This window comes from Pseudomonas sp. JV245A, from assembly GCF_032424515.1.
GTDB classification, from domain to species: domain Bacteria; phylum Pseudomonadota; class Gammaproteobacteria; order Pseudomonadales; family Pseudomonadaceae; genus Aquipseudomonas; species Aquipseudomonas protegens.
On sequence record NZ_VYKE01000056.1, the window covers coordinates 1 to 15,602 of the forward strand.

20 protein-coding genes are annotated in these 15,602 nt (G+C 62.4%); 13 read left to right on the top strand and 7 right to left on the bottom strand.

Translation table 11 applies throughout. The features are described 5' to 3' along the window. The coding region (locus tag F6S12_RS16680) for a CopD family protein (RefSeq protein ID WP_315869110.1) at positions 1 to 409 on the top strand (409 nt) is incomplete at its 5' end. A gap of 58 nt (positions 410 to 467) precedes the next feature. On the opposite strand, the gene F6S12_RS16685 is transcribed toward F6S12_RS16680, so the two are convergent. From F6S12_RS16685 to F6S12_RS16695, 3 genes are all read right to left on the bottom strand, one after another. Then, on the bottom strand, positions 468 to 1,226 hold the full coding sequence (locus F6S12_RS16685) for a hypothetical protein (protein ID WP_026020132.1): 759 nt from the start codon (positions 1,224 to 1,226) through the stop codon (positions 468 to 470). Then, on the bottom strand, positions 1,219 to 1,497 hold the full coding sequence (locus F6S12_RS16690) for a DUF1145 domain-containing protein (protein WP_011059618.1): 279 nt from the start codon (positions 1,495 to 1,497) through the stop codon (positions 1,219 to 1,221). Before F6S12_RS16690 ends, F6S12_RS16685 begins: the two co-directional genes overlap by 8 nt. Positions 1,498 to 1,746: 249 nt before the next feature. After that, positions 1,747 to 2,436 (bottom strand): OmpA family protein, encoded by a 690-nt coding sequence (locus tag F6S12_RS16695; RefSeq protein WP_011059617.1) that lies wholly within the window; start codon positions 2,434 to 2,436, stop codon positions 1,747 to 1,749. 190 nt (positions 2,437 to 2,626) lie between these two features. On the opposite strand from F6S12_RS16695, the gene F6S12_RS16700 reads away from it, so the two are divergent. From F6S12_RS16700 to F6S12_RS16715, 4 genes are all read left to right on the top strand, one after another. Continuing rightward, the gene (locus tag F6S12_RS16700; protein ID WP_152686004.1) at positions 2,627 to 3,124 is read left to right on the top strand and encodes a DUF6231 family protein; all 498 of its coding nucleotides are present in this window, start codon (positions 2,627 to 2,629) and stop codon (positions 3,122 to 3,124) included. Between the two features lie 4 nt (positions 3,125 to 3,128). Next, a complete protein-coding gene (locus tag F6S12_RS16705) occupies positions 3,129 to 3,605 on the top strand; it encodes a YchJ family protein (RefSeq protein ID WP_315869111.1) in 477 nt (158 codons plus the stop codon). 64 nt (positions 3,606 to 3,669) lie between these two features. After that, complete coding sequence (locus tag F6S12_RS16710; RefSeq protein ID WP_015634397.1) at positions 3,670 to 4,155, top strand: LEA type 2 family protein; 486 nt, start codon at positions 3,670 to 3,672, stop codon at positions 4,153 to 4,155. Between the two features lie 6 nt (positions 4,156 to 4,161). Then, entirely contained in the window at positions 4,162 to 4,362 is a 201-nt protein-coding gene (locus tag F6S12_RS16715; protein ID WP_007923047.1) for an SEC-C metal-binding domain-containing protein, read from the top strand. A gap of 38 nt (positions 4,363 to 4,400) precedes the next feature. On the opposite strand, the gene F6S12_RS16720 is transcribed toward F6S12_RS16715, so the two are convergent. Next, positions 4,401 to 4,970: a cysteine hydrolase family protein gene (locus F6S12_RS16720; protein WP_011059613.1), complete on the bottom strand. Its 570-nt coding sequence runs from the start codon at positions 4,968 to 4,970 to the stop codon at positions 4,401 to 4,403. Positions 4,971 to 5,111: 141 nt separating this feature from the next. Here F6S12_RS16720 and F6S12_RS16725 point away from each other — a divergent pair, with 141 nt between their 5' ends. The 7 genes from F6S12_RS16725 (at position 5,112) to F6S12_RS16755 (ending at position 12,937) form a co-directional block, all read left to right on the top strand. Next, positions 5,112 to 5,753: a glutathione binding-like protein gene (locus F6S12_RS16725; protein WP_015634395.1), complete on the top strand. Its 642-nt coding sequence runs from the start codon at positions 5,112 to 5,114 to the stop codon at positions 5,751 to 5,753. A gap of 233 nt (positions 5,754 to 5,986) precedes the next feature. Further along, positions 5,987 to 8,416 carry a penicillin acylase family protein gene (locus F6S12_RS16730; protein ID WP_053149396.1) on the top strand — a complete coding sequence of 810 codons (2,430 nt, stop codon included), beginning with the start codon at positions 5,987 to 5,989 and terminating at the stop codon, positions 8,414 to 8,416. A 325-nt stretch (positions 8,417 to 8,741) separates the two neighbouring features. Then, positions 8,742 to 9,524 carry a transporter substrate-binding domain-containing protein gene (locus F6S12_RS16735; RefSeq protein ID WP_011059610.1) on the top strand — a complete coding sequence of 261 codons (783 nt, stop codon included), beginning with the start codon at positions 8,742 to 8,744 and terminating at the stop codon, positions 9,522 to 9,524. 56 nt (positions 9,525 to 9,580) lie between these two features. Then, the gene (locus F6S12_RS16740; protein WP_011059609.1) at positions 9,581 to 10,309 is read left to right on the top strand and encodes an ABC transporter permease; all 729 of its coding nucleotides are present in this window, start codon (positions 9,581 to 9,583) and stop codon (positions 10,307 to 10,309) included. Then, positions 10,306 to 11,016, top strand: coding sequence for an ABC transporter permease (locus F6S12_RS16745; protein WP_011059608.1), 711 nt, complete (start codon positions 10,306 to 10,308; stop codon positions 11,014 to 11,016). The genes F6S12_RS16740 and F6S12_RS16745 overlap by 4 nt, the downstream gene beginning before the upstream one ends. A gap of 23 nt (positions 11,017 to 11,039) precedes the next feature. After that, entirely contained in the window at positions 11,040 to 12,158 is a 1,119-nt protein-coding gene (locus F6S12_RS16750) for a succinylglutamate desuccinylase/aspartoacylase family protein (RefSeq protein WP_152686593.1), read from the top strand. A gap of 14 nt (positions 12,159 to 12,172) precedes the next feature. Then, positions 12,173 to 12,937, top strand: coding sequence for an ABC transporter ATP-binding protein (locus F6S12_RS16755; protein WP_015634391.1), 765 nt, complete (start codon positions 12,173 to 12,175; stop codon positions 12,935 to 12,937). 52 nt (positions 12,938 to 12,989) lie between these two features. Here F6S12_RS16755 and F6S12_RS16760 read toward each other — a convergent pair whose 3' ends face one another. Both F6S12_RS16760 and dcd read right to left on the bottom strand, forming a co-directional pair. Further along, complete coding sequence (locus F6S12_RS16760) at positions 12,990 to 13,202, bottom strand: hypothetical protein (protein WP_011059605.1); 213 nt, start codon at positions 13,200 to 13,202, stop codon at positions 12,990 to 12,992. 106 nt (positions 13,203 to 13,308) lie between these two features. Further along, complete coding sequence (gene dcd, locus F6S12_RS16765) at positions 13,309 to 13,875, bottom strand: dCTP deaminase (protein WP_011059604.1); 567 nt, start codon at positions 13,873 to 13,875, stop codon at positions 13,309 to 13,311. Positions 13,876 to 14,227: 352 nt separating this feature from the next. Here dcd and F6S12_RS16770 point away from each other — a divergent pair, with 352 nt between their 5' ends. Next, positions 14,228 to 14,437: a cold-shock protein gene (locus F6S12_RS16770; protein WP_002554837.1), complete on the top strand. Its 210-nt coding sequence runs from the start codon at positions 14,228 to 14,230 to the stop codon at positions 14,435 to 14,437. A 104-nt stretch (positions 14,438 to 14,541) separates the two neighbouring features. Here the strand turns inward: F6S12_RS16770 and F6S12_RS16775 are convergent, their stop codons facing one another. Beyond that, the gene (locus tag F6S12_RS16775) at positions 14,542 to 15,549 is read right to left on the bottom strand and encodes a DUF481 domain-containing protein (protein ID WP_315869112.1); all 1,008 of its coding nucleotides are present in this window, start codon (positions 15,547 to 15,549) and stop codon (positions 14,542 to 14,544) included. Positions 15,550 to 15,602 lie beyond the last annotated feature (53 nt).

Here is a 15,602-nt window from a genome sequence, read left to right on the forward strand (position 1 = left end):
CGGCGGCATGTTCTTCGCCTGGATGGTCCTGCGCCCGGCGGCCATGGTGGCCCTGGAGGGGCCGGCGCGGCTGAAGTTGTGGGCGCAAGTGTTTCCGCGTTTTTTCGTCTGGGTGTGGATCGCCGTGGTGCTGTTGCCGATCAGCGGTATCGGCCTGCTGCATTTGCGCTTCAGCGGCTTTGAAACCGCGCCCAAGTATGTGCAGATCATGATGGGCCTGTACCTGGTGATGACCGCCCTGTTCATCCGCATCCAGTCGCTGCAGTTGCCGGAGCTGCGCAAGGCAGTAGCGGCCGAGGATTGGCCCGCTGGCGCCGCGGCGCTGGGCAAGATCCGCCGGTTGGTGGGCAGCAACCTGATCATCGGCCTGGTGCTGGTCGCCCTGGCGGCGGCGCGGCCGACCTTCTGAAAACAGGCCGCCCGCTACAGAAGCGGGCGGCCGGGCAAGGTTCAACGCAAACGTTACGTTACAGGCGCTGCACCGTCAGCGCGCCAGGCTCGCCGGCCGGGCCGGGCTGCCCCTGGGCGCCGGGCCGTCCGCTCTTGCCACCGTCGGTGCGGTACACCAGGCACCCCTTGGACTTGCCGCCCGCACCCGGCTTGCCACCGGCACCGGCCAGCCCGCCTGCGCCACCATCGACCCAGACCTTGATCTGCTCGCTGGGGAAGTCCCGCGGCAGTTCCACCCGGACCTGGGCGCCTGCCGCACCAGGACGGCCATCGCCGCCATTGTCACCGTCAGCCCCACGCCCCGCGCTGCCCCAGGTGCAGCCCGGTTCCTGGCCATTGGCGCCATCCAGACCGACATAACCCGGCGCACCGGCACCACCCCGGGCGTCCACGGACAGCGTCTCGGCCTGCAACGACTCGATGCGCAGGTTCAGGTTGCGCCCCGGCTTGGCGGCCTTCAGGTAGGTACCCGGCGCGCCGCGGGAAGTGATCTGGCTGCCCGCTTCCAGCTCCGCACGGCGGACAGTCAAGTGCAGGCTCTGTTCGGTAGGGACGATGGCGATCCGCGCCTCATGCCCCAGCCGCAGTTCGTCCACCTTGAGTTCGGTGACATTGGCCGGGATCAGCAAGGTGCCATAGTCCGCCACTTCCAGCCGCTCCAGTTGCAGAGTGCTAGCGGTATTGGGCAGACGCATCAGGGAGTTGGTTTCGACCTTGACCACCTGGGCCATGGCCAGGGGGCTGCAGAAAAGAGCCAGCAGGCAGAGCTTACGCATGGTCGGCCTCGACAACGACAGGAGCAGGAAGAGTCTGCAGGTGGAAGATCCCCACCAGCAGGATGTACAGCCGGTCACGCCAGGGATGTGGCCGATCCTTGAGGCTGCCGTTGAACAGCAGCAGTTCCAGCAAATGGGTCAGCAGCAACAGGCTGCCCGCCAGATTCACTAGAAGATGCAGCGGGTTGATCAACGGCCTGGCCAGGTTGATCAGCACCACCAACCAGAAAACCAAGGTCAGAAACTTCCCCAGCCCCCATAAAACCTTCATACGCTCCCCTCGTGAATTATTCTTTGCGCGCACAGTAACGACTTATCCCGGGGGTAAGCCAGAGGGGAATGAAAATTCTTCACGAAGTGGCTGTTTAGCCACCGGATCGACGAGGATCGCCCGTTACAGACAGGCTGAGCCCATCGCCGAGAAGGCACCGGGATCAAAGGCTCCTGCGCCATCAGCATGGTCCTGGCACAGGAGCAGAGGCGGCCACGTGCGGCTCGTCGCCGCACAGGCCCTGGGGTTTCAGCGGTTGATCTGGATTTCCGTACGACGGTTCATCGCCCGGCCTTCGGCGGTCTTGTTATCCGCCACTGGCTTGCTTTCACCGGCACCGGTTACCGAGACGAAGCTGCTGCGGGGAATGCCGTTGCTGATCAGGTACTCCACGACCGAGTGGGCGCGCTTGTCCGAGAGTTTCTGGTTGTAGGCATCGCTGCCGACGCTGTCGGTATGGCCGGTCACTCGCAGTTGGGCACTCGACGCCTCCTGTTTCAGTCGGGTGACAATGGTGTTGAGCTTGGTTTTGTCGGCATCGGTCAGCTTGGCCGAGTCGAAATGGAAGTGCACATCACGAATGACAATGGTTTCTTCCTTGACCACTACCACCTCTTCTACCACCGGTGGCGGTGGTGGGCAGCCGTTGGCATCGACCTGGACGCCTCTGGGTGTGTGTGGGCACTTGTCGCGGCTGTCCGGCACGCCATCGCCGTCCTCGTCGCCATCACCTTTTACCCAGCAGTACGCACCCGCCAGGCCACCGACCACCAGTGCGCCGCCGCCCGCCCACGAGGAGCTTTCGGTGGCGCCCAGCGCCGCGCCCGTGACGCCACCTACCGCGGCGCAGATCGGCCAGTCGGTTTTCTGCAAACCTGCACAACCAGTCAACACACTGGTTAACAGAACCAGGGGTACTGCCGTCCGAATGATGCTCATCTGATTTCTCCTGAGGGATCGGCTCAAGGCCGATTCACGGAGTAAAGACCGCGCATTTCATCTGCGCCAGCACCTGGCTATCACCGGTTTCGCCCCGTAAACACAGGAGGTTCGCCGATTTAGTGGTGAACCGCTCTAGGCCCGCAGATGCCGGCACGCTAGTCTTTAGCGTTCTGACCGAGGAGCTAAGATGAGCGCCGGCATTTCCGACCGTACCCCGCAGCAGGCCCTGGCGGCTTTGCTGGATCGCTACGCACCACAACAGCTGCTGCTGATCGGTGCCAGCGACTTCCCCGCCCTGGCTGCCTTCAAGGAGGCCCACCCCACGACCCAAGTGGCCCAGGCAGCACCCGGCCCTCTGCCTGCGGAACTGGCAGCGCGGCGTTTCGACCTGGCCCTGGCCGTGGATTGCCTGGAGCACTTGCCCAAGCGCGACGGCCTGAACCTGCTTGGGGGCATTCGCAACCTCAATGCCAGCCGGATCGCCGTGCTGGCCGACCTGTGTGCCTGCGGCTGGCAGGAAACCGACTTCTATTCCCTGGCGTTGCAGGCCAGCGAACGCTTTCAGCGCGATGAACAGGTCCTGACCCTGTTCACCTACGATCTGCTTGAATACAAGCAAGTGCCCGATTGGCTCAATTCACGTTTCTGGGCAAACCCGGAAAACTTTGGAAAGTATTGGTGGTAACACAATGAGTGCCTCGATTTGTCCCTGCGGCAGCGGCAACCTGCTGGATGCCTGCTGCGGCCACTACCATGCCGGCCATCCCGCGCCCTGCGCGGAAGCCCTGATGCGTTCGCGCTACAGCGCCTATGTGCTGGGGCAGGTGGATTACCTGCTGGCCACCACCCTGTCGGCGCAACAGGCGGGCCTGGATCGCCAGTCCATCAGCGACTGGAGCGCCCAAAGCACCTGGCTGGGGTTGCAGGTCGAAAGCTCGGAAGTCTTCGGCGGCCAGCCCGAGCATGCCTTTGTCACCTTTACTGCCCGCTGGCACGACAGCCAGGGCGAGCATAGCCACCGCGAACGCTCATCCTTCGTGCAGAACCAGGGACGCTGGTATTTCATCGACCCCACGGTTCCCCTCAAATCCGGCCGCAACGACGCCTGCCCCTGTGGCAGCGGGCACAAGTTCAAGAAGTGCTGCGCCAGCTACTTCAGCCGCTGAGCCGCGACTGGCCGATACCAACCCGGGCCCAGGATGGGCACCGGCATCCAGAGGGAGTCTTGCAATGATCGGTGAGCTGCGTGCGTTACGAACCTTGTGCCTGCTCGGCGCGCTGGGCCTGACGGGTTGTGCCTCCTGGTTCAGCGATGAGTCCGTCGACCCGACGGTGCATCTGGTCAAGGTCGAGGTGGTCAAGGCCAACCTGCTGGAACAACGCTTCACCCTGCACCTGCGGGTGGATAACCCCAACGACAGCGACCTGACCGTGCGTCGCCTGACCTACAAGGTCTACCTGGAGCGCTTCCTGCTCAGCGAAGGCGAGCACGAACACTGGTTCACCGTCACGCCCCACAGCAGCCGCTTCTTCAAGGTGCCGGTGCGGACCAACCTGTGGCCGCAGATCCGCGATGTGGTGAAATTGCTGCGCAAGCCCGAGCGACCTATCCCCTACCGCCTCGAAGGGGAACTGGAAATCGGATTATTCATCGGCCAGGACGTGCACCTGAAGCGCAATGGCGTGATAATTCCCGGCGATTTTATCCCGGAGTAACCCGCAATGACCCAGCAACCTCATGTCCATGGCCCTGACTGCAACCACGATCATGACCACCACGATCACGACCATGGCCATGTTCACGGCCCGCACTGCAACCACGCCCACCAGGAGCCGGTACGCAACGCACTGAAAGACGTTGGCCGCAACGACCCTTGCCCATGCGGCAGCAGCAAGAAATTCAAGAAGTGCCACGGCGCCTGACCTGAGCGCGGGCGGGGCCTGCCTGAGCACTTGCGCCTTCAGCTGCGCCCGGCCTCCTGGGCCAGCAACTGCGCCAGGTCCAGGACAGTGGCGTACTCGCCATCCAGATTGGCCAGCGACATGGCATGCACCTCCTCGGCACTACGGGCCCGACCGTTGAAGTCGGGCTTGTCGAAGGTGTAGCAGGCGTCGGCCACCACCCACACAGCAAAGCCCAGGTTGCCAGCCGTACGCGCCGTCGACTCCACAGAGTTGTTGGTGGCAACACCGACAATCACCAACCCAGCAATCCCCTCGCGCCGCAAATCCGCTTCCAGCGAATTGGCGCAAAACGCATCCGGCACCTGCTTCTGAACCCGCCATTCCCCGTCCCGGGGCTCAAAGCACGGTTGAAACTCCACCCCCGACTGCCCGGGCCAGAACACCGAATCCGGCGAACGCGACAGGTGTTGCACATGGATCACCGGCCAGCCGCGGGCGCGCCAGTGGGCCAGCAGTTCGAGCATCCGCACCTGCGCCTCTGGGTTGTTGCGCGGGCCAAGCCGAGGCTGGAGGATGCCTTGCTGCTGGTCGATGAGCATCAGTGCGGTGCTGGCCGGAAGGGGCATGTTTTTCTCTGTCGAGGTCATTGAATTTGCCGCACTTGAGCATCACTTAGCTGTTCAGGCAAGCCATCGAATGCAGACAGGACGACCTAATGCCGGAGTTTGCTGTCCTTAAGCACAGATACATCCCAATTGGAGCGTTCCATGATCGACCTGTATTACTGGACCACCCCCAACGGCCACAAGATCTCCCTGTTCCTGGAAGAAGCCGGCCTGCCCTACACCCTGTACCCGGTGAACATCGGCCTGGGTGAGCAATTCAAGCCCGAATTCCTGAAGATCGCGCCCAACAACCGCATTCCGGCGATCGTTGACCACCAACCCGCCGATGGCGGCCAGCCACTGTCGCTGTTCGAGTCCGGGGCGATCCTGTTGTACCTCGCGGAAAAGACCGGCCAGTTCCTGCCCCAGGACCTGCGCGGGCGCCAGGAAGCCCTGCAATGGCTGTTCTGGCAGATGGGCGGTTTGGGGCCGATGGCTGGGCAGAATCATCACTTCAGCCAGTTCGCCCCGGAAAAGATCCCCTACGCCATCAAACGTTATGTGGATGAAACCGCGCGCCTGTACGGCGTGCTCGATCGGCGCCTGGCGGACCGCAAGTTCGTCGCCGGCAGCGACTACAGCATTGCCGACATGGCGATCTATCCCTGGATCGCTTCCTACAAGAAGCAGAGCCAGAAACTCGAGGACTTCCCGCATCTGCAGCGCTGGTTCAACAGCATCCAGGCCCGACCGGCTACCGAGCGGGCCTATGCCCTGGTAGAGCAGGTCAATCCCGCCTCCTGAACCTTGTGCCTGCAGGAGCTGGCTTGCCAGTCACGGTGCCCGCAAGGGCCAGCCAAGGCCAGAAGGCCTCTTCGCCGGCAAGCCGGCTCCTACGGGTTTTGCCAGGCGCCGACGCGCCGGCGATCGCTATTTGCAGCGTCGTCGAGAAATACCTCCTGCCCCCGCTTGCGCGGCACTCGCCTGCTCACTAACGTAGCGCCTTTATCGACGCTACCCCCCGCAGGAGCTTTGCCATGGCCTCGCCAGCCTTCTCACATTTTCTTCCCCGGTTCGGCGTTGCCGCGGCAGTGGCCAGTGCTCTGAGCCTGGCCGGTTGCCAGTCCTGGAACACTCAAGACACCCTGCCCCCCACCTCTGGCGTGCAACCGCTCAAGGGCCTGGCACAGAACGTTTCCGTGCGGCGCAACGCGGTCGGCGTACCGCTGATCGAAAGCAGCAGCTTCCATGACGCCCTGTTCACCCTGGGCTATGTGCACGCCAGCGACCGCATTGGCCAGATGGTGACCCTGCGCCTGCTGGCACAGGGCCGCCTGGCCGAAATGTCCGGTGCCGACGCACTGGAAGTGGACCGCCTGATGCGCGCGATCAACCTGAAGAAAAGCGCCGATGAGCTGTACAAGGCTTCGTCGCCACGCATCAAGCGCTTCTTCGAGGTCTATGCCCGGGGCGTCAACGCCTACCTGTTCCGCTATCGCGACAAGCTGCCGCCGGACCTGGCAGCCCAGGGCTACACCCCCGAATACTGGAAAGCCGAGGATTCGGCGCTGATCTTCTGCCTGCTGAACTTCGGCCAGTCCGCCAACCTGCAAGAAGAGATCAACGCCCTGGTGCTGGCGCAGAAAGTCGGCAGCGACAAACTGCCGTGGCTGACTCCGAGCTATCCCGATGAACCCCTGCCCCTGGCCGAAGCGGACAAGCTCAAGGGCCTGAATCTCACTGTGCCGGGCCTGAACGAAGTCAGCCGCGCCATCAACCGTCTGGCCCAGCTCAACAGCCTGGGCACCCGCGGCGGCAGCAACCTGGCCATCGCCCCACAACGCAGCCGCACCGGCCGCAGCCTGCTGGCCGCCGACAGCCACCTGCAAGCCTGGTACTACGCCCAGATCCGCGCGCCGAAATACCAGGCCGCTGGCGCTTCCATCGCTGGCCTGCCGGCGATTCTCCAGGGCTTCAACGGCAAGGTGGCCTGGAGCATGAGCTCGGTGGAGGGAGACAACCAGGACCTGTTCCTGGAAAAGCTCAAGCGCCAGGGCAACGCCCTGTACTACCAGAACAACGGCAAATGGCAGCCGGTGACCGTGCGCAACGAAACCTACTTCGTCAAAGGCCAGCGACCGATTCGCGAAGCCGTGTACGAAACCCGCCATGGCCCGCTGCTCAACAGCGCGCTGGGGGCAGCGCTCGGTAACGGTTTCGGCCTGGCCCTGCAGACGCCGGAGCTCAAGGACGACAAGACCCTGGACGCCTTCTTCGACCTGTCCCGGGCGCAGAATGTCGAGAAGGCCTCGGATGCCAGTCGGGAAATCCGCGCCATTGCCCTGAACATGGTGTTTGCCGACGCCAGCAACATCGGCTGGCAGGTCACCGGGCGCTTCCCCAACCGCCGCGAAGGCGAAGGCTTGCTGCCTTCACCGGGTTGGGATGGCCGTTACGACTGGGACGGCTACGCCGACCCGATGCTCCACCCCTACGACCAGGACCCGCCCCAGGGCTGGATCGCCACCGCCAACCAGCGAGTGATCTCGCGGGGCTACGGCATGCAGCTGTCCAATTCCTGGCACGCCCCGGAACGGGCCGAGCGCATGGCCGGTCTGGCCTCCAGCGGCAAGCAGGACAACCGCAGCCTGATCGCCCTGCAGTACGACCAAAGCACCCTGTTCGCCGCCAAACTGAAAAAGATGTTCGAAGCTCCGGGCATGGCCCAGCCGCTGAAGCAGGCCATCGAGGCCTTGCCCGATACCGAACGCGCCAAGGCCAGGGAAGCCTATAGCCGCTTGCTGGCGTTCGACGGCAAGGTCAGCGCCGGCTCGGCCGACGCGGCGTTGTACGAATTGTTCCTGCAGGAGAGCGCCAAGCAGATCTTCCTCGACAAGCTCGGCCCCGAGTCCAGTGACGCCTGGCAAGCCTTCGTCGCCAACGGCAACCTTTCCTACTCGGCCCAGGCCGACCACCTGCTGGGCCAGGAAGACAGCCCGTTCTGGGACGATTCGCGCACCGCGCAAAAGGAAGACAAGCCAGCCATCCTCGCCCGTAGCCTGGCAGCCGCCATCAGCTCCGGCGAGCAACTGCTGGGCGCCGACCGCAAGGCCTGGCAATGGGGCAAGCTGCACAGCTACCAGTGGACCAACGCCAATGGCCGGCAGATCCGTGGCCCGCTTCAGGCCGGGGGCGACCACAACACCATCAACAGCGCCGCGTACCGTTGGGGGCAGGATTTTGCCATCACCGATACACCGGCCCTGCGCTTGATCGTGGATTTCGGCCTCAGCGAACCCTTGATGGGCCTCAACAGCAGCGGCCAGTCCGGCAACCCGGTGAGCCCCAACTATGCCAACGGCATCGACGGCTGGCTCAAGGCCCAGTACCTGAGCCTGCCGATGCAACCGCAGAACTTCGAGCGCAGCTACGGCAAGACCCGCCTGACCCTGGTTCCAGGCAAGTAACCTTCCCCCACCCGCTTGCACGTCCTGTGCAAGCGGGCCTGCTCCAAAACGAACAGCTCACCGGCGCCCTCAACCGCGCTTGGCACTGGCAGCCCTGTCAGTTCGCCCATCGTAGATTGCCCACCCCTTCGCACCTTATTGGCGCCTACCAAAAAACACGCCCCATCTCGGCGCACGGGTTCCCTCATGTCGCTGCTTTCCAGCGCTTTTAAAACACCTGTTCGGGACTCTGGTTCGGAAATTGCTACTTTCATTAAGTCTTATGCGGTCCAGTAACAGTACTCATGCGCCACAAGCGCTCATATTGGTTCTTAGGGATTGAATAATGAAAAAAGCATTGCTGACCCTTTCTGCATTGGCTCTCTGCATGGCCGCCGGCTCCGCGCTGGCCAAGGAATACAAGGAACTGCGCTTCGGCGTCGACCCTTCCTACGCCCCCTTCGAATCCAAGGCCGCCGACGGCAGCCTGGTGGGTTTCGACATCGACCTGGGCAATGCCATCTGTGCCGAGCTGAAGGTCAAGTGCAAGTGGGTCGAAAGTGACTTCGACGGCATGATTCCAGGCCTCAAGGCCAATAAATTCGACGGTGTGATCTCGTCCATGACCGTCACCCCGGCTCGCGAGAAAGTCATCGACTTCTCCAACGAACTGTTTTCCGGCCCCACCGCATTCGTGTTCAAGAAAGGCTCGGGACTGAGCGAAGACACCGCCTCGCTCAAGGGCAAGACCGTCGGCTACGAGCAGGGCACCATTCAGGAAGCCTACGCCAAGGCCGTGCTGGACAAGGCCGGGGTCAAGACCCAGGCCTATCAGAACCAGGACCAGGTCTATGCCGACCTGACTTCCGGGCGCCTCGATGCCTCGATCCAGGACATGCTGCAGGCCGAACTGGGCTTCCTCAAGTCACCGCAAGGCGCTGACTATGAGATCAGCAAGCCGGTGGACGACCCGCTGCTGCCGGCCAAGACCGCGGTGGGTATCTCGAAAGGTAACAAAGAGCTGAAAGCGCTTCTGGATAAAGGTATCAAAGCGTTACACGATGATGGCACCTACGCCACCATCCAGAAAAAACACTTCGGTGACCTGAACCTCTACAGCGGTAAATAACCTGTCGGCGCCCATCCTCGATGGGCGCCTTTTTTATCGCTACGGGTCACAGATCGATGCTCGAAGAACTTCTAAAAAACCTGGGGCTTTCCGCGCTCAGCCTGAAGGGTTTCGGCCCTCTGCTGCTGGAAGGTACCTGGATGACCATCAAGTTGTCGGTGTTGTCGCTGCTGGTCAGCGTTTTGCTGGGGCTGATCGGCGCCAGCGCCAAATTGTCCAGCGTTGCCCTGCTGCGGGTTCCGGCCCAGCTCTACACCACCCTGATCCGCGGCGTACCGGACCTGGTCCTGATGCTGCTGATTTTCTACAGCCTGCAAACCTGGTTGACCTCCTTTACCGATTTCATGGAGTGGGACTACATCGAGATCAACCCCTTCAGCGCCGGGGTGATCACCCTGGGTTTCATCTATGGCGCCTACTTCACCGAAACCTTTCGCGGGGCGATCCTTGCCGTGCCCCGGGGCCAGGTGGAAGCGGCCACCGCCTATGGCCTGAAACGCGGCCAGCGCTTTCGCTTCGTGGTCTTTCCGCAAATGATGCGCTTTGCCCTGCCAGGCATCGGCAACAACTGGATGGTGATGCTCAAGGCCACCGCCCTGGTGTCGATCATTGGCCTGGCCGACCTGGTCAAGGCTGCCCAGGACGCCGGCAAGAGCACCTACCAACTCTTCTACTTCCTGGTTCTGGCGGCGCTGATCTACCTGTTGATCACCAGTGCCTCCAACTTTGTCCTGCGCAGGCTTGAACGGCGCTACGCCGCCGGCGCCCGGGAGGCCGTGCGATGATCGAACTCCTGCAGGAATACTGGCGTCCCTTCCTTTATAGCGATGGCTACCACGTGACCGGCCTGGCCATGACCATGTGGCTGCTCAGTGCCTCGATCTGCATCGGCTTTTTGGTGTCGATCCCGCTGTCCATCGCCCGGGTCTCGCCCAAGCGCTACATCCGCTGGCCGGTGCAGTTCTACACCTACCTGTTTCGTGGCACACCGCTCTATATCCAGTTGCTGATCTGCTACACCGGGATCTACAGCATCGCCGCGATTCGCGCACAGCCAGTCCTGGATGCGTTCTTTCGCGATGCAATGAACTGCACCATCCTTGCCTTCGCCCTGAACACCTGCGCCTACACCACGGAGATCTTCGCCGGGGCGATCCGCAGCATGGCCCACGGCGAAGTCGAAGCGGCCAAGGCCTATGGCCTGAGCGGCTGGAAGCTGTACGCCTATGTGATCATGCCCTCGGCCCTGCGCCGCTCGCTGCCCTACTACAGCAACGAAGTGATCCTGATGCTGCACTCCACCACAGTGGCCTTCACCGCGACCATTCCCGACATTCTGAAAATCGCCCGCGACGCCAACTCGGCGACCTTCCTGACATTTCAGTCGTTCGGCATCGCCGCCATCATCTACCTGTGCGTGACCTTCGCCCTGGTGGGCCTGTTCCGCCTCGCCGAACGCCGCTGGCTGGCTTTCCTCGGGCCGACCCACTAGGACTTGCTGCAGGAAAACCGTCAATGCGCCACGAGATCCACGACCTGCTCGCCCCGCTGCCGGGCACCGCGCGCCAGGTCCACAGCTTTCACTTCGGCCCGCCCCAGGCCGCCGGCAAGGTCTATATCCAGTCCTCCCTGCACGCCGACGAGTTGCCCGGCATGCTGGTGGCCTGGCACCTCAAGCAACACCTGGCCGAGCTGGAAGCCGCCGGGCGCCTGCGCCAGGAAATCGTCCTGGTGCCGGTGGCCAATCCGGTGGGCCTGGAACAGGTGCTGATGGATGTGCCCCTGGGACGCTACCAGCTGGAAAGCGGGCAGAACTTCAACCGCGGCTTCGCCGACCTGGGCGAACAAGTCGGCGATGCCATCGAAGGGCTGCTCAATGCCGACCCTGAACACAACCTTGAACTGATCCGCCGCCACCTGATCGATGCCCTGGCGCGCCAGCGGCCGCAAACCCAACTGCAGTCCCTGCAGTTGACCCTGCAACGGCTGGCCTGCGATGCCGACATGGTGCTGGACCTGCATTGCGACTTCGAGGCTGTGGCGCATCTCTACACCACCCCCGAAGCCTGGCCCCGGGTGGAGCCGCTGGCTCGCTACCTGGGCGCCGAAGCCTGCCTGCTGGCCACCGACTCCGCGGCCTGGTCGTTCGACGAATGCTTCAGCCTGCTGTGGTGGCAACTGCAACAGCGCTTCGGCGAGCGCTTCGCCATCCCGACAGGCAGCTTTGCGGTGACCGTCGAGCTGCGCGGCCAGGGCGACGTCAACCACGGCCTGGCCAGCCTCGACTGCCAGGCCCTGATCGACTACCTGACCCGGCTTGGGGCCATCGACGGTGAAGCGCCGCCACTGCCCGAGCTGCCCTTCCCGGCCACGCCCCTGGCCGGTGTCGAACCGGTGGCGACCCCGGTAGGCGGGCTGCTGGTGTTCAACGCGCTGCCCGGGGAATACCTGGAAGCCGGGCAACTGGTGGCCGAAATCATCGACCCGATCCACGACCGGGTCACCCCCATCCATTGCAACAACGCCGGGCTCATGTACGCCCGCTCGCTGCGACGCATGGCCACCGCAGGCATGGTGATCGCCCATGTCGCCGGTCGCGAGGCCTATCGCAGCGGTTACCTACTTTCGCCTTGAGGATGCACGCCCCCATGTACAAATTGACCGTTGAAGGCCTGCATAAATGCTATGGCGACAATGAAGTGCTCAAAGGTGTTTCCCTCAAGGCCAGGACCGGCGACGTGATCAGCCTGATCGGCGCCAGCGGCTCGGGCAAGAGCACCTTCCTGCGCTGCATCAACTTTCTCGAAACCCCGGATGACGGCGCCATGAGCCTGGATGGCCAGCAGATCCGCATGGTCAGCGACCGCCACGGCATGCACGTGGCCGACCCGGCGGAGCTGCAGCGGATTCGCACCCGCCTGGCAATGGTGTTCCAGCACTTCAACCTGTGGAGCCACATGACCGTGCTGGAAAACATCACCATGGCCCCGCGCCGGGTGCTGGGGGTCAGCACCAGGGAGGCCGAGGAACGCGCCCGGCGTTACCTGGACAAGGTCGGCCTGCCGGCACGGGTGGCCAGCCAGTACCCGGCGTTTCTATCCGGCGGCCAGCAGCAACGGGTGGCCATAGCCCGGGCCCTGGCCATGGAGCCGGAGGTCATGCTGTTCGACGAACCCACCTCGGCCCTGGACCCGGAGCTGGTAGGCGAGGTGCTCAAGGTGATCCAGGGCCTGGCCGAAGAGGGCCGGACCATGATCATGGTCACCCACGAGATGAGTTTTGCGCGCAAGGTGTCCAGCCAGGTGCTGTTCCTGCACAAGGGCCTGGTGGAAGAAGAAGGGGCTCCGGAGGACGTGCTGGGCAACCCGAAAAGCGAGCGCTTGCAGCAGTTTCTCAGCGGCAACCTGAAGTAACAGCGGTACCGCGCCCGTTCAGGCTCTGGGCCGGGCGGGCGCGGTACGGGCTTCAGGCGACAGGCGCGGGAGGCGGCTCGTCGGGCAGGGTCGGTTCGCCCGGCTCGGTGGGTTCAAGGGGTTGCGGGGAATCGGGATCCGGCTGGCCGGGAATGCCACCGGCCATGCTGACGGGAGGATGCGCCAGCAGGGTCCAGGCCAGTACGCCAACCTGATTGGGTTCCAGCCTGGCCAAGGTGGCACTGATTCGCGGATCTATCTTCATGAGGGCACTCCTGAGCTGTGCCGGGTACGCCTTGCGCGTACCGGCAGTACCTCCAATAGAGTGCCTGCCGGCTCAGGAATTCCCGCTATTCGTCAGACAGACGAACTCAGGTGCGTGGCAGGGTCACGCCGCGCTGGCCCTGGTATTTGCCGCCACGGTCCTTGTAGGACACTTCGCACTCTTCGTCCGACTCCAGGAACAGCATCTGCGCCACGCCTTCGTTGGCGTAGATCTTCGCCGGCAAGGTGGTGGTGTTGGAGAATTCCAGGGTCACGTGGCCTTCCCACTCGGGTTCCAGCGGGGTCACATTGACGATGATGCCGCAACGGGCATAGGTGCTCTTGCCCAGGCAGATGGTCAGCACGTTGCGCGGAATGCGGAAGTACTCGACGGTGCGTGCCAGGGCAAAGGAGTTCGGCGGAATGATGCAGACGTCGCTCTTGATGTCGACGAAGCTCTTTTCATCGAAGTTCTTCGGATCGACAGTGGCCGAATTGATGTTGGTGAACACCTTGAATTCGTCGGCGCAACGCACGTCGTAGCCGTAGCTCGACACCCCGAAGGAGATCAGCCGATCCTGGCCTTCGCCACGCATCTGGCGCTCTACGAAGGGCTCGATCATGCCGTGCTCTTGCGCCATGCGGCGAATCCACTTGTCCGATTTGATGCTCATGGCGGGTGTCCTGAAATAGCGAGGTGAAAAAAAACGGTCTGGCATCTTACCGGGGCGCGAGGTCGGGTTCAAAGTCTGGGACGTTTTTCTCGCCTCACGCCACGATTTTCAAGGGCTGGGCGACGAGCGCCCCGCCGTCAGTCACGAAAACCGAGAAACCTTCGCACTGACCATTGGCACGTTCAGGAAAAAGGGTTAAGGTGGCGCCACTGTGCTGCTTGTGTCACTGAGAATCTCTACACGATGTTGAATTTCGATCCAACCATCTCCAAGAATTTTTCCTGCTCTTTGCACTCAGTCTCGGCCAGGGCTTTTCCTGAGTCGCAGTTAACTTTGTCCAAGGAGATACACCATGTCTAATCGCCAAACCGGTACCGTTAAGTGGTTCAACGATGAAAAAGGCTTCGGCTTCATCACTCCACAATCCGGTGACGACCTGTTCGTACACTTCAAAGCTATCCAATCCGACGGCTTCAAAAGCCTGAAAGAAGGCCAACAGGTTTCTTTCATCGCTACCCGCGGTCAGAAAGGCATGCAAGCTGAAGAAGTTCAAGTTATCTAACTTGTACTGATCCAGTAAAAAAGCCCCGCCCTCAACAGCGGGGCTTTTTTGTGCCCGTCACTTTTGTCGGCGCCCTCGTTGAAAAGGCGCCCATGCGTACCGGGTTACCAGGTCACGCCAAAGCCCACGGTGTAGCGGGTCTTGTCCAGATCGCTGTCTTCGGTACCGCGGATCAGGTCTTTTTCCGCCTTGAGGTTCAATGAAGCCCAGTCGGTGACCTTGTAGCGCAGCCCCATCTCGGCATCCAGTGCATAGTCGGCCACCCCCGAAAGCGGCCGCCCCACCTCGCCATTGGTGAAGAACTCCACCCGCTTGCCGATCAGGTAACGGTTGTAGTCCCACTTCATCGCCAGGGAATAGAAGTTGTCCTTGCCGCCATCGGCGTACTCGTAATCGGTACGGTTGAGCAGCGAGCCCAGGGAGAACGCACCCAGCTCATCATCCCAGAACTGGTAGCCGGGGCCGGTACCCACCACCCGCTGCCGCGCCAGGTCCTCGACCTTGTCCCGCTTGTAGGTCAGGCGCCCCTCCCAGAACCACTTTTCCGTGATGAAACGGTCCAGAGCGTACTCGGCGCTCCAGTTGTCCGTGGTCACCACATGATCCTGGAACTCACGGTTGTATTCGCCCTGGGCATTGTGGCGCCAGGCCCCGTGACGTGCCGAGGTCTTGAAGTCGATGTCGTAGTCATCGGTGTTCTTTTCGGCGCGCTTGTAGTCCATGGCCACATCGACGTTGCCTTTCCAGACCATGTCTTCCACCAGCGGCTTGGGCTTCATGATCTGCTGGATGCTCGCCAGCTCCACCGTCTTGGGCGCCTCGCCGTTGGCCAGGATCACCTTGCCTTCGTCCGCCGCCTGCAGCGACTTGGCCTTCTCCCCGGTGTAGGCATCCTGCTTGACCAGCAGCTCCTGGTCGCTCTCCAGAGTCTTGACCTGCTCCCAGTCAATATTGATGGCGCCGCCATAGTCGGTCTGGATCAACAGCTTGCCGCCGTCGAACACCTTGATCTTGCCACTCAGGCGATCACCGTTCTTCAACCACACGGTATCGGCCAATACAGGCATGGAGGCGCTGAGCACCGCGAAACACAGCAAAGTTCTAGGCAACATAAGCAATAGAGGACTCGATCTTGCGAAAAAAAACGGCATTATTCCTGCTGAAC

Coding starts and splice junctions, on each gene's coding strand:
- F6S12_RS16745 (WP_011059608.1), top strand. CDS start 10,306: ATGATCGAACTCCTGCAGGAATACTGGCGTCCCTTCCTTTATAGCGAT.
- F6S12_RS16685 (WP_026020132.1), bottom strand. CDS start 1,226: ATGCGTAAGCTCTGCCTGCTGGCTCTTTTCTGCAGCCCCCTGGCCATG.
- F6S12_RS16760 (WP_011059605.1), bottom strand. CDS start 13,202: ATGAAGATAGATCCGCGAATCAGTGCCACCTTGGCCAGGCTGGAACCC.
- F6S12_RS16690 (WP_011059618.1), bottom strand. CDS start 1,497: ATGAAGGTTTTATGGGGGCTGGGGAAGTTTCTGACCTTGGTTTTCTGG.
- F6S12_RS16750 (WP_152686593.1), top strand. CDS start 11,040: ATGCGCCACGAGATCCACGACCTGCTCGCCCCGCTGCCGGGCACCGCG.
- F6S12_RS16735 (WP_011059610.1), top strand. CDS start 8,742: ATGAAAAAAGCATTGCTGACCCTTTCTGCATTGGCTCTCTGCATGGCC.
- F6S12_RS16775 (WP_315869112.1), bottom strand. CDS start 15,549: ATGTTGCCTAGAACTTTGCTGTGTTTCGCGGTGCTCAGCGCCTCCATG.
- F6S12_RS16755 (WP_015634391.1), top strand. CDS start 12,173: ATGTACAAATTGACCGTTGAAGGCCTGCATAAATGCTATGGCGACAAT.
- F6S12_RS16700 (WP_152686004.1), top strand. CDS start 2,627: ATGAGCGCCGGCATTTCCGACCGTACCCCGCAGCAGGCCCTGGCGGCT.
- F6S12_RS16705 (WP_315869111.1), top strand. CDS start 3,129: ATGAGTGCCTCGATTTGTCCCTGCGGCAGCGGCAACCTGCTGGATGCC.
- dcd (WP_011059604.1), bottom strand. CDS start 13,875: ATGAGCATCAAATCGGACAAGTGGATTCGCCGCATGGCGCAAGAGCAC.
- F6S12_RS16730 (WP_053149396.1), top strand. CDS start 5,987: ATGGCCTCGCCAGCCTTCTCACATTTTCTTCCCCGGTTCGGCGTTGCC.
- F6S12_RS16770 (WP_002554837.1), top strand. CDS start 14,228: ATGTCTAATCGCCAAACCGGTACCGTTAAGTGGTTCAACGATGAAAAA.
- F6S12_RS16710 (WP_015634397.1), top strand. CDS start 3,670: ATGATCGGTGAGCTGCGTGCGTTACGAACCTTGTGCCTGCTCGGCGCG.
- F6S12_RS16740 (WP_011059609.1), top strand. CDS start 9,581: ATGCTCGAAGAACTTCTAAAAAACCTGGGGCTTTCCGCGCTCAGCCTG.
- F6S12_RS16725 (WP_015634395.1), top strand. CDS start 5,112: ATGATCGACCTGTATTACTGGACCACCCCCAACGGCCACAAGATCTCC.
- F6S12_RS16715 (WP_007923047.1), top strand. CDS start 4,162: ATGACCCAGCAACCTCATGTCCATGGCCCTGACTGCAACCACGATCAT.
- F6S12_RS16695 (WP_011059617.1), bottom strand. CDS start 2,436: ATGAGCATCATTCGGACGGCAGTACCCCTGGTTCTGTTAACCAGTGTG.
- F6S12_RS16720 (WP_011059613.1), bottom strand. CDS start 4,970: ATGCCCCTTCCGGCCAGCACCGCACTGATGCTCATCGACCAGCAGCAA.